Below are 13,374 nucleotides of genomic sequence, written 5' to 3'. Positions count from 1 at the left end.
ATTAATAAAATAGGTTTATACTATAAAAAATTAATGTTTTCTTTTATTACTAATAGAGAGCTCACTTATCCTATCTTTTACATAACAAATGATATTATATCAATTTTATCTAATCAAATAATTTTTATTTTTCTTATATATATTATATAATGTTATCATGATATTTTTTAAGAGGTGATTAATTGTTATGAATAATACTCTAACTGAAGAAAATATAAAAAAGTTAAGAGAAGAATTAGAATATAGAATGACTGTTAAAAGGGCTGAAATTGCTAAAGAAAAAGCCATAGCTGCTGCTCATGGAGATAGATCTGAAAATGCAGAATATAAGGAAGCTTGTGCAAACTACAGAGAAAATGATAATAGAATACAATATTTGTTAAATATGATTTCTACAGCTACTGTTATAGCTGATGATGAAATAGATAGTTCTACTCTAGGAATAAATAGTAAGGCTAAAATTAAATTCATTGAAGATGAATTTGAGGATATCGTTACTTTAGTCACAGTTATGGATTCTGATCCTGAAAATATGTGTATAAGCATCGAATCTGATTTAGGATTAGCACTTAAAGGAAAGAAAGTTGGGGATATTGTTGAAGTAATAGCTCCTGAAGATAAATATACTGTTGAGGTTATTGAAATATTATAAAATATAAGAATTATGAGAGGTATATTATGGAATTAATAACATACGAACATAAAGCACATTATTATGAAACTGATCAAATGGGTATAATACATCATAGTAACTATATTCGTTGGTTTGAAGAAGCTCGTGTATATCTAATGGAAAAATTAGGCGTTGGATATGATGTTACTGAAGAAAAAGGTATAATAAGTCCTGTTCTAGGGATTGAATGTGAATTCAAATCTATGACTCACTTTAATGATGTTTTAGAAATTATACCTACAGTTGGAGAATACACAGGAATTAAACTAACTGTCAATTATGTAATTAGAGATAAAGAAACTAAAGAAATTAGATGCACAGGTACAAGTAAGCATTGTTTTATGTCAAAGGATAATAAAATTCTTTCATTAAAAAGATCTTTTCCTGAGTTACATGAAATGTTTGCTAATTATAAAAAAGTCTGCGATGAAAATTCAATAATATGATAAAATACTAAGCATTTTATTAATTAAAGAATAAAAAAATTTATAAATAAAAGAATACTTATAAAAAATATTTATAGATTTTTTTGTAAGAGTATCTTTAAAATAAAGGAGGTTTTGTATATCAAAACCTCTTTTTTTTTGAGACAATTTCTTAAGTTATGTATTATTCATTTTTTTCAATAACCTATAAAAAAAGTTCATTCATTTTTCTTTCAGAACATACCTTTTCTAATTTTTTTGAAATTGCCAATAATGACCCTTTATTTACACTTCGAGATTTACTTGGACAAATAGATACGCAACGCATGCAGGAAATACATTTTTCTTTTTCTACCAATGTTGGATTTTCTTTTGAAATAGCATTAACTGGACACTTTATAGCACAGAGACCACATTTACTACATCCTTCTCTTACTTCTGGAATTAAAGGAATAACCTTATATTCTTTATATGGATTATTCCCTGGTACATATAAATCTTTAGTATCCTTTACCTCTTTTAAAACTTCTTTAATCTTATCAGAGAATTTTATCAATTCTTCTTTATCTTGTAAATCTGGTCTACCAGTAGCAAATTGATGCATAATGGAATGTTCTGTAACTGCAGCAATTGCTGCAATGCTAACAAATCCTAATGTTGTTAATGTATCTTTCAATTCTAATAACACATCTTCATATGCTCTATTCCCATATGTTGCTACCAAAATCACTTTTGAACCATTTCCATTTAGTTTCTTAATATTAGACATTGCTACCATGGGAACACGCCCACCAAAAGACGGAGTTGCTATAATACAAAGATCTTTTTCACTAAAGGTAAATTTCGAGAAATCTTCCATTTCATTTAACAAATCTAATTCTATTCTTTCATAATCAAATTGCTTACTTATTAAATCTGCTACTTTTTTAGTTCCACCTGTGGGACTAAAATAAATTTCAAATAATTTCATATGTTCTATATCTCCCATCTAAATTTAACTCTATCTATTATACAACCTATCTTTATTTCGGATTTTAATACAAATTCTTTATTCCCTCTTCTAGTATTTGAAGCTGTAATAAGGTTTCTTCATCTTTAATTTTCTTTTCCTTATTATTTACTATAGCATCATATAAATCATCATATACTCTTCCATAATCACCATTTACTGACTTAACTTTTTCTTCATGAATTGTACTCTCTTCATCTATATAAGTTAAAGTTCCATAGTGTTCAAAAGAGTCTATTCCAAAGTCTTTATTAGTAGGCATATAAAACATTTTTAAATGCTCTTCTTGCCTATCCTTACTTTCCTTTACGAAGCAACCCTTTTTCCCATAGACTATAAAGCTTGGTCTTTGCTTTATTCTAAAGTAACTAGATTTAACTGAAACTTTTAAATTTCCATAGTATAAATCTAAATCAAAATAATCATTCATTCTACCTTCACCTAGAAGCTGTCTAACATCATATTTAATACTATCCGGCTTACCAAAATAACTTATAACTTGATCTAAGGTATGACATCCATGTCCATATAAAAATGATCCATATGGTGAAAATGCTTTTGTTCCTTCAGGTGTTTCAGGTCTAAAATAATCAAAATGCATTTCCAACTCTAACAAGTCTCCAAGCTTCCCACTTTCTATTACCTTCTGAACTGTTAGAAAATCACTATCAAACCTTCTATTTTGATACGCTTGAACTATTAATCCTTTTGATTTTGCTAAATCAAATATTTCCCTAGCTTCTTTATATGTTTCCATAAAAGGCTTTTCTACTAGACAATGCTTATTATTTTCTAATACTAGCTTAGCATAGTTATAATGGCTGTCTTGCATAGTACAAATAACAATTAACAGTATTTCCTCATCCTTTAATAATTCATCTAAATTAGAAGTGTAATTAACTCCTTCTATTCTATCCCAAGCTTCATTTTTGGGATTTCTTTGATAAATAGTCTTTACCCTTATATTTTCTCTTTGTAATACAAAAGGTAAATGATATCTATTGGTACTCTTTCCATTTCCTATATACCCAATTGTAAGCATAATATTCCTCCTAAGTTATAAATTCTATAATATTATATTAACTTATAGAGAATAAAATAAATATCAAAATTTAATATTTTTTAGTAAATCTATATTGTTATAACTTTCATTTATATATTTAATATAATAATTTTTGAGAAAAAGTATTCGTAGTGATTTAGAAGAATATCTTTGATAATAAAAAATCTGCGATATAAACCGCAGATTTTAACTTCAAGTATTTATTTCATTGATTCAATAACGTTGTCCACTAACGAATCCATATCAACAATATTCTTATCATTCATTGCTGATAAAAGTGTTACCTTATTATCTAGCACTGTCATATTCTTCATTCCTGCAAAGAAATCTCCAATTAATTTTCCTGTATTACATGCCCATGAGCCATTTTCAATTAATGCAACTGTTCTCTTTTGAAGATTTAATGCCTTCATATCAATTAAATAATTATGCATTGGAGGATATATTCCTGAATTGTAAGTAACTGAAGCTATAACTAAATGACTAACTCTAAATGTTTCAGATATTAATGTAGAAACATGAGTGTTAGATACATCATACATTACTAAATTAGTTATTCCTTTTTCTACAAATTTAGTAGCAAGAGCATTTGCAGCAGATTCTGTATTTCCATACATTGAAGAGTAAACTATCATTACAGCTTCTTCTTCAGGCTCATACTTACTCCATTTATCATATTTTTCAATAAAGTATGATAAGTTATTTCTCCAAACTGGTCCATGAAGTGGACAAATCATCTTTATATCTAAGTCCTTAATCTTCTTAAATAGAATTTGTACATGTGGACCATATTTTCCTACTATATTAGTATAATATCTTCTAGCTTCATCAATCCAATCTCTTTCAAAATTAACTTCATCATTAAATAGTTTACCATCTAATGTTCCAAATGTTCCAAAGGCATCAGCAGAGAATAATATTCCAGTTGTAGTATCAAAACTTACCATAACCTCTGGCCAGTGAACCATAGGTGCAGTAATAAATTTAAATTCGTGCTTTCCGAAAGATTTAGTATCCCCATCAGCTACCTCTTCTATTCTATCATCAGTATCAAATCCAAATTGGTTCATAAATACAAATGACTTTTGTGTGCTAATTATTTTTACTTCTGGGTAACGAAGTATTATTTCCTCAATACATGCAGCATGATCTGGTTCCATATGATTAATAACTAAATAATCTAGGCTTCTCCCGTTTAATACCGCTTCTACATTTTCTAAAAATTGTCTTGAAATAGACCAATCCACTGTATCAAATAATACAGTTTTTTCATCTAATAATAAATATGCATTATATGAAACACCTTTTGGTAGTGGATGTAAATTCTCAAATAACGCAAGTCTCCTGTCATTACCACCAACCCAATAAATGTCTTCTACTACTTTTCTAACACAAAACATTATTATCCTCCTCTTCACTATTCATCTATAACTTATTCTATGTATAATAATTTTTTTCACCACAAAAACTACATATAGTTTCCCCAGATAAGTATAGTTTTATTACTTATAAAATAACTACAAACTATTAAATTACTATTAATCTATCTTTATTTCCATATCATATAACATTAAATTTGATTTTAAACAATATAATTTCAAACAATAATTATTATTATAAAATAAAAAAAATATAGTGTCAAATATATATTATTGCTCACTTTAAACTATTGTTACATTAATAAAAGTTATACAAAACTTTGTATAACTTTATATTATGAATTTATATATTATTAAATTTTTATAAATTTATATTTGCTTTTTTAGCTTGCTTACATAAGTCTTTAGCCTGAAGAGTATACTTTTTTCCATCTTTGATAAAATTACTTCCACATTGCCTAAACTCAAAGCTAACCCCTTTATTTATACACTGTTGTCTAATAAATAGAACCCAATCATAATTAATCGGACGAGCAAATTTATCAGATTCTCCTCCTACTACAACAAGTTCTACATCATCTAAGTATTTTTCAATATTTACTTCTTCAATAAGAGGCTGACATATAATATTTTTATGTTTAATTGGTAAAGAAGAGAAAATATTCAGTCTAAAATCAACTTTTTCTTGATTTTCTACTGTGCAACCAATAGTTACATTGTTATATCCATCATTCCAATCCCTTGGAATGCAATTCATAAATCGTTCAATGCGCTTTGTTAAGAATATAAAATGTAAATCTGTTCTTTCTTTAATCATCTTCCAACATTCATCTCTCCACTTATCAGCTTCTTCAATAAAAAAATCTGATGAAAAGCATAAATAAACCGTTTGTCCTGATTTAATTTTATATTCACCCTTTTTATTTTTCTGAATTGGAGCATAAAAATTATCTGTTTTAGTAATTATGTTGGTATCTACTTTTCTTTTTGCATCACCTTTATGTATATAACAAAACTTGCATCCTTCACTATACTTGTGACAACCACGCCACGGATTCCACATAGCCATAATTTATCATCCTTTTAAAATTTAGATTTTTCATAATTATAAGGAATACTTGTACCTACAACTACATCCTCAATCTTTTCAATTATTAGCCAATCATCCATATTAGCTTGGTGATCAAAATCTAAAGGCTCTATTTCTTTAACATCATTAAATTCTACTAAACAAAGGCATTTCTTATGCCAACGAACTTTTTGTTTTTCTGATAAATTAAGTTTTTCTTGTTTTTTTTCAAGTATTTCATTTATTTCATCTTCAGTAAGTTTAGTATAATTTTCAACATTGGAAATAATAGCAGAATGAGTAATTTTCATACTACCCTTTTCCATAAAATAAAGCTTTTCTCCCAAAAAAACACGACTATGAGGAATTTTTCTTCCTGCAGCCCCTCTTACAACCATTGTCTTAGTTCCTGAAATAATTTTATCAAGAACTTTTTCTCCTTTTTTACCTACATTATCACAATAAACTAAATGTACCATACTCTCCCCCATTATTATGTATTATTTATGAATATGTCAGGCCTTAGCCTGACATATTTTCATCAATTAGAATTTAGGACTTATTTCTGTAGATTGTATTCTCTTTAAGTCCTTTTGTCTTAGTCTTGTTTCTTCCATTATCTTATCCCAAGACTCTCCTGCAATCATCATTTCCTTAGCTCTAGAATAAGCTGTATTTCTACTTTCTCTATTCATATTCCCTCCAAAAATAATTATTGTTAGCATAAACTTAACATTAATATTATTGGAAAATTTATTATAATTTATAACAATATAATATATTTATTTTAAGTTTAATTATTTCTCTATGATAGGTAACCAAACTTCAAATTATGAATTAATTAGATCTGCATTTAAATAAACTTCTATATATAAACATATGCGTATTCATCATCAGAGTTTGGCAGCCATTCTGTAAATACCTTTTCTTCTAGCTCTTGTATTTCTTTTTGTAGAACACCTCGTCCTTTAAAGATTGCCCATAGCAATATAGTCTATATACTATATTAAATCATAAATATATACAAATATATATAATAACTATAACTTTAGTAAAATAGACATAATAAAAAAGGAGCTGGTAATATAACAGCTCCTTCTTTATTTTAAGTACTATATAAATCTAATATATTATTTATTCATAGATTCAATAACACCTTCAACAAGTGCATCCATATCTACAACATTATCTTCCTTCATAGAAGAAACTAATGACATTTTATCATCTAATATGTTCATTCCCTTCATTCCATCAAGGAATTCTCCCATTAATTTACCTGACTTAGTTGCCCAAGATCCATTTTCTATTAAAGCAATAGTTCTATTTTGAAGGTTAAGTGCCTTCATATCCATTAAATAATTATGCATTAATGGATATATACCTAAGTTATAAGTTACTGAAGCTAAAACTATATGACTCACTCTAAATGTTTCAGCAATCAATGTGGATACATGAGTATTTGATACATCATACATAACTATATTAGTTATTCCCTTTTCAACGAATTTAGTTGCTAGCGCATTAGCAGCTGATTCTGTATTACCATACATTGATGCATATACTATCATTACAGCCTTTTCTTCTGGCTCATATTTACTCCATTTATCATGCTTGTCTATAAAATAGCCTAAATTTGTACGCCAAACTGGACCATGTAATGGACAAATCATCTTAATATCCAGAGTACTTGCCTTCTTAAGCAATGCTTGCACATGAGGTCCATACTTACCAACTATATTAGTATAGTATCTTCTAGCATCATCAATCCAATCACGTTCAAAGTTCACTTCATCATTAAATAACTTTCCATCTAATGCTCCAAAAGATCCAAAGGCATCAGCTGAGAAAAGAACTCCATTCTTAGTATCAAAACTAACCATAACTTCTGGCCAATGGACCATTGGTGCAGTTATAAACTTAATTTCATGTTTACCAAAAGACTTTGTATATCCATCTTTAACTTCTATTTCTCTACCATCAATATTGAAACCAAATTGTCTCATTAATAAGAATGATTTTTCTGTACTAATAATTTTAACTTCTGGATAACGAATAATTATCTCTTCGATAGAAGCTCCATGATCTGGCTCCATATGATTTACAACTAAATAATCTAATTTCCTACCTTTTAAGACAGCTTCAATATTTTCTAAAAACTGTCTAGATATTGACCAGTCTACTGTATCAAATAATACTGTCTTTTTATCTAATAATAAATATGAGTTATATGAAACCCCTCTTGGAATTGGGTGAATATTTTCAAATAGAGCAAGACGTCTATCATTACCGCCTACCCAATAAAGGTCTTCAGTTACTTTTCTTACACAAAACATAAATTAATCCTCCTTTTTGACTATGAAAATTTTAACTTTTGATAAAGATTAAACCTCTATAAAATTAGATTTTTCTTCACCACAATCCGGACATATCCATTCTTCTGGAAGAGCTTCAAATAGAGTTTCTGGTGCTACATCACTTTCTTCATCACCTACTGCTGGATCATATTCATATCCGCAACCACTACATACATAAGTCTTCCAACTAGGTGCAACCTTCTTAGGAACGTGTCTCTTCATCTTCTTCATAGGAGGAGCTTCCTTCTTAGGTTCTCCGTTATCTAAGGCAGCTGTTAACAGTGGCATTATTTCCATTATGTCACCAACGATACCGTAATCTGAATTCTTAAATATTGGTGCATTAGGATTATTATTAATAGCTACAATAGTTGTAGCATCCTTAATTCCCTTTAAATGTTGTCCAGCACCTGATATACCACATGCTATATAAAGATTTCCATTAAACTTTTGTCCTGACATTCCAACGTAACGGTTTAGAGGTAAATATTTAAGTGTTTCAGCTACAGGACGTGATGATCCAATAGATGCACCAACTTGAATAGCTAAAGCTTTTGCAAGTTCCATATTTTTCTCTTCTCCAATTCCCTTACCTACACTAACAACACGATCTGACTTAGCTATCGGAGTGTTTATGTCAATTCCAACAGTAAAGTCATATCCATCCTTCTTTAAGGCTTCTACAAGCTTGTCTACACTTTCTTTAGCTGTATCTTCCTTAAATATAATCTTCTTACGAGCACCTGTTAATGGGTCAGCTTTCTTCTTAGATTTTCTGTCACCCTTAGGCATCTTTCCTATTATATGAGATGCAATTACTACTCTTTGAATCTCATTAGTTCCTTCATAAATTGTACAAATCTTAGCGTCACGATAAGCTCTTTCAACTTCCATACCCTTTAAGTATCCTGATCCACCAAATATTTGTAGTGCATCATTAACTACTTCTAAGCATATATCTGAAGCATACATCTTAGCCATTGCAGACTCCATAGAATAAGGCTCATGATTTTCTTTTAAATCTGCAGCACTATATATTAATAGTCTTGCAGCTCTTAACTTAGTTGCCATATCTGCTAACTTAAAGGAAATTCCTTGTTGCTGAGCTATAGGTTTTCCAAATTGAACTCTTTCTTTTGAATATTCTAAAGCATTTTCATATGCCCCTTGAGCAATTCCTAATGCTTGAGCTGCTATTCCTATACGACCGCCATCAAGGGTTTGCATAGCTATACCAAAGCCTTTACCTTCTTCTCCTAATAAGTTTTCCTTTGGAACCTTAACATTATTAAATATTAATTCAGCAGTTGAAGAAGAGCGGATACCCATCTTTTCGTAGTGATCACCAAAAGTGAATCCTTCCCAACCTTTTTCAACTATAAAAGCACTAATTCCCCTTACGCCTATATCAGGTGTAGTTACAGCAAATACGACATATGTATCAGCCTTGTCTGCATTAGTAATAAATATTTTTCCACCATTTAAGATGTAATAATCACCTTCTAGGACAGCAGTTGTTTCAGTTCCACCTGCATCACTACCTGCATTAGGTTCAGTTAACCCAAATGCACCGATTTTTTCTCCCTTAGCTAATGGCACTAAATACTTTTGTTTTTGTTCTTCAGTTCCAAAGGCAAATATTGGATAACTCCCTAAAGATACATGAGCTGATAAAATAACTCCTGTTCCACCATCTACTCTAGATAGCTCTTCTACAGCGATAGCATAACTTATAACATCATTACCTAATCCACCATATTCCTTTGGATACGGAGTACCCATAACACCCATTTCACCTAATTTTTTAACAACTTCTGCTGGAAAAATGTTTTCCTTGTCCCACAAAAATGCCTGTGGTCTTATTTCTGCCTCTGCAAATTCTCTGATTTTTGCACGAAAAGCTTCATGTTGGTCTGTAGTCTTAAAAAACATACCCTTTCCTCCTTTTATTTAGTGCTTTCTTAAATTCAAAACACATTCACATTTATAATAAAAGCTAAAACTTATGATGCACGTAATTATAAGAATAAATAAAATTTTATTAATCAACTTTTTATCTTTCTTAATAATTATTATTGTAAGACTAATACTATTTATTGTCAATTTATTCTGAAAACATTTACTATTTTGCATTTATATTATCCTCACATTGTAATTATTAACAAATTAATCCACTAATAATTTTCAAACTATCAAAAGAATCCATATTTATTTTTTATTTTTTAAAAAAAGTCGTACTAAAATTTTCTCTTTCCAAATTATCATTTTAAATACATGCATATTTTACTTTTTAATTGTTTATGAATTAATTAACAAACTGCAAGCTAAAAAAGTAAGGCTATATACCTTACTCTAATAATATATACTCTAATGATAGACTTAATCACTTTATAATAAAATCACAATTTCTAAAGATTTTATCTTATAATTTTATATCTATTAATTTTTAGGTTATCTATATTACTTCAATAACAAAACTTTTATAATTAATTTGATAGGTTTTTAGTGGAATGTTCGTTATATAAGGTGTAAGTACTTACAAGGAGGCGAATTTATTGGAGGATAAACTTATAGTTAAATATATTAAATCCAAGAATGAAAAAGGATTGCAGTTACTATTAGAAACTTACGGTGGTCTCATAAAAGGAGTAGTTAGAAAACATCTATTCTCTCTAGATTACTACCAAGAAGAATGTATTAATGACATTCTAATATCAATTTGGAACAATATTTACTCATTTGATTGTAAAGGTTCTTTTAGAAATTGGATCGTAATAATATCTAAATTTAAAGCTATTGATTATAATCGTAAATACTTAAAATATAGTAATTTTGAAGACATAGATAAAGTTATATTAAGTGATAAAAAAGATGTTTCAGAAAATTTATTGCATAAAGAATTACAAAATGAAATTCAATCTCTTTTAGATAACTTAAGGCCAGAAGATCGATATATATTTGTTAAATATTATTTGGAAGACATATCTACAGATAACATTTCTAAAGAATTAGGAATTCCAAAAGCACAAATATATAACAAGCTTTCAAGAGGTAGAAAAAAATTATTTTCAATCTTAAAAAACAATTTTTAAATGAGGTGATCTTATGAAGAATATTTATAAAGCTTTTAATAATATTGATATTAATATTGATGATTACGATACTACTGATCTTACTACTTCTGAAATTAAAAAATACAAAGAGATGGTATCAGAAAAAATTTATGTTAGAGAAAGACCTATTCATAGACAAATCGCAGCATTAATAGTATTTACTACTATTTCTTTTTTATTATTAAGCACAAGTAATGTTAATGCAATTTTAGATTCCTTTGGTAGAAATTTAAAAGATATATTTAAAATTTCTCAAAATCAGTATTTTAAAAATTATACAAATCTAATAAATGAAACAGTAACAGATGATAATATTTCTGTAACTCTTGAAGAAGTTTTAATTGAAGAAAACCAATTAATAATTAGCTCTATTATAGACTATAGCAAACTTTCAAAAGATCCAACTAAAAATATTAATAATATAATAGAAGATATATCTATTTATTCTAATCTTTACATTAACGATATTGAATATACATATACATCTTCATTATTATTTGAAATGCCTGATAATAAAATAAGATATATCTGTTTTTTTGATATCAAAAATATTTCAGAATCTGAACTTTTAAACTGTTCACTTTCCTATGACTTTTTCAATGTTTCATTTATAGATCATAAAAATGGCTATCTAGATAAAGAAATCATAGGAAACTGGAATTTTGATTTTTCTATAAATACATCTCGTATCTCAAATTCACAAAAAGAATTACATCTAACTGAAAATAACATTCTTAACTATAAAAATGGAGATACCTTAAAAATAAATAAAATAGAAAAGTCTGATATTAGTATAAAAATACACTATGACCTTAATACAAAATCTGATTATTACTCTGTTCCACCCTTTTTCCTTATAGATAGTAATAAAAATTGCTTAGAATCAGTTTTTTATAATAATGAATATGCACTATTTTTTATAGAAGATAGTGATGCAACTGATACATTTACTATATCTGGTTACGATCATGGTGCAAGTGATAATATAATTGTTAAGTTTAAAGAGTAGCCAAAATATAATATTAGATAAAAATCCACGGTAGTAAATACCGTGGATTTTAGTTAATCATCTATGGCATTTAAAACTTAAGCTATTAAATATTATATAAATTTATATTTATATTCTTAACCATATTAATACTTAAAGTCTAGAAGTTTATTCTTTAATTGATCTTCAATGCTTCTTAATTCTAATTCGGCTTCTCTACGTTTTTGACGTCCTTCTGTTTGTATATTAAGTATTTCGTCAAGAGTTGAAATTAAAGATTCATTAGTAACTTTAAGTGTATCAATATCAACGATTCCTCTTTCTGATTCTTTAGCAGTTTCTATAGTTGAAGTTTTTAATATTTCTGCATTTTTACGTAAAAGCTCATTTGTCATATTTGTTACTTCATTTTGAACCTTTGCTGCATTACTAGAATGAGCAACTCCAAGAGCTAAAACTATTTGGCTTTTCCAAAGAGGAATAGTATTAACAATTGTAGATTGTATCTTTTCAGACATTAAAGAATCATTATTTTGAATCAATCTAATTTGAGGCGCCATTTGCAGAGAAATCATTTTAGTTAATTCTAAATCATGAATTTTCTTTTCAAAGCGGTTACAAAGAGAGATAAAATCATTTACTTCTTGAGCATCCTGAGGAAGTCCACTTTTTTGTGCTTTTTCTTGTAATTTAGGTAGCTCCTCTTTTTCTAGCTTTTGAAGCTTCTTTTTCCCAGCTAAGATATACATAGAAAGTTCTTTAAAATATACTTTATTTATTTCATACATCTTATCTAGCATAGCAACATCTTTTAAAAGCTGTATTTGATGTTTTTCAAGGATGCTGCACATTTTATTAACATTATCCTCTACCTTATCATATTTTGCTTTCATTTGAGAAATCTTATTTTTACCTTTTTTAAAAAATCCTAAAATACCTTTTTTCTCATCTTCGTCTTCAAAATTCTTTAATTCATGAACTACACTAGAAAGCATTTCCCCAACTTCGCCTAAATCCTTAGTTCTTACATTATTTAATGCCGTCTCTGAAAAGTCAGAAATTTTCTTTTGGGCTCCAACTCCATATTGTAAAATAGAATTTGAATTATTAATTTCTATCTTATCAACAAATTTATCTACCATCTTTTTTTCTTCTTCTGTTAAAAGTATTTCATCAATTACTTCTTCTCTAACTTTTTCCTCTTCTACTTTTACATCGAGAACTTCATCTTTAAATGGTTCAAAGATTAGTTCTGGTTGTATATCAATAGACTCTTTAAATTCATCGCTCATTTTAAATGC

At 28.1% G+C, this 13,374-nt stretch carries 12 protein-coding genes; 4 read left to right on the top strand and 8 right to left on the bottom strand.

The window, feature by feature from the left end; genetic code table 11:
• Positions 1-187 precede the first annotated feature (187 nt).
• Positions 188-652, top strand: coding sequence for a transcription elongation factor GreA (locus GPX08_RS03090; protein ID WP_156625308.1), 465 nt, complete (start codon positions 188-190; stop codon positions 650-652).
• Positions 653-678: 26 nt separating this feature from the next.
• Positions 679-1,119 (top strand): YbgC/FadM family acyl-CoA thioesterase, encoded by a 441-nt coding sequence (locus GPX08_RS03085; protein ID WP_156625307.1) that lies wholly within the window; start codon positions 679-681, stop codon positions 1,117-1,119.
• A 184-nt stretch (positions 1,120-1,303) separates the two neighbouring features.
• Here the strand turns inward: GPX08_RS03085 and GPX08_RS03080 are convergent, their stop codons facing one another.
• From GPX08_RS03080 to GPX08_RS03050, 7 genes are all read right to left on the bottom strand, one after another.
• On the bottom strand, positions 1,304-2,068 hold the full coding sequence (locus tag GPX08_RS03080) for a 4Fe-4S ferredoxin (RefSeq protein WP_156625305.1): 765 nt from the start codon (positions 2,066-2,068) through the stop codon (positions 1,304-1,306).
• A gap of 64 nt (positions 2,069-2,132) precedes the next feature.
• The gene (locus GPX08_RS03075; protein WP_156625303.1) at positions 2,133-3,149 is read right to left on the bottom strand and encodes an oxidoreductase; all 1,017 of its coding nucleotides are present in this window, start codon (positions 3,147-3,149) and stop codon (positions 2,133-2,135) included.
• A gap of 221 nt (positions 3,150-3,370) precedes the next feature.
• The gene (locus tag GPX08_RS03070; protein WP_156625301.1) at positions 3,371-4,570 is read right to left on the bottom strand and encodes an MBL fold metallo-hydrolase; all 1,200 of its coding nucleotides are present in this window, start codon (positions 4,568-4,570) and stop codon (positions 3,371-3,373) included.
• A gap of 340 nt (positions 4,571-4,910) precedes the next feature.
• Positions 4,911-5,618: a DUF5131 family protein gene (locus tag GPX08_RS03065; protein WP_156625299.1), complete on the bottom strand. Its 708-nt coding sequence runs from the start codon at positions 5,616-5,618 to the stop codon at positions 4,911-4,913.
• Between the two features lie 14 nt (positions 5,619-5,632).
• Entirely contained in the window at positions 5,633-6,097 is a 465-nt protein-coding gene (locus GPX08_RS03060) for a hypothetical protein (RefSeq protein WP_156625297.1), read from the bottom strand.
• A 651-nt stretch (positions 6,098-6,748) separates the two neighbouring features.
• Positions 6,749-7,951, bottom strand: a complete 1,203-nt coding sequence (locus GPX08_RS03055; protein ID WP_156625295.1) for an MBL fold metallo-hydrolase — start codon at positions 7,949-7,951, stop codon at positions 6,749-6,751.
• A 48-nt stretch (positions 7,952-7,999) separates the two neighbouring features.
• Complete coding sequence (locus tag GPX08_RS03050) at positions 8,000-9,904, bottom strand: acyl-CoA dehydrogenase (RefSeq protein WP_156625292.1); 1,905 nt, start codon at positions 9,902-9,904, stop codon at positions 8,000-8,002.
• 623 nt (positions 9,905-10,527) lie between these two features.
• Here GPX08_RS03050 and GPX08_RS03045 point away from each other — a divergent pair.
• Together GPX08_RS03045 and GPX08_RS03040 are read left to right on the top strand one after the other, a co-directional pair.
• Positions 10,528-11,064: a sigma-70 family RNA polymerase sigma factor gene (locus GPX08_RS03045; protein WP_156625290.1), complete on the top strand. Its 537-nt coding sequence runs from the start codon at positions 10,528-10,530 to the stop codon at positions 11,062-11,064.
• A gap of 13 nt (positions 11,065-11,077) precedes the next feature.
• A complete protein-coding gene (locus GPX08_RS03040) occupies positions 11,078-12,094 on the top strand; it encodes a DUF4179 domain-containing protein (protein ID WP_156625288.1) in 1,017 nt (338 codons plus the stop codon).
• Positions 12,095-12,219: 125 nt separating this feature from the next.
• On the opposite strand, the gene GPX08_RS03035 is transcribed toward GPX08_RS03040, so the two are convergent.
• Positions 12,220-13,365 (bottom strand): toxic anion resistance protein, encoded by a 1,146-nt coding sequence (locus GPX08_RS03035; RefSeq protein WP_156625286.1) that lies wholly within the window; start codon positions 13,363-13,365, stop codon positions 12,220-12,222.
• Positions 13,366-13,374: the final 9 nt, after the last annotated feature.

It is taken from the genome of Clostridium tertium (assembly GCF_902652255.1).
Lineage (GTDB): Bacteria > Bacillota > Clostridia > Clostridiales > Clostridiaceae > Clostridium > Clostridium tertium_A.
This window is presented reverse-complemented; position numbering and strand designations above follow the sequence as displayed.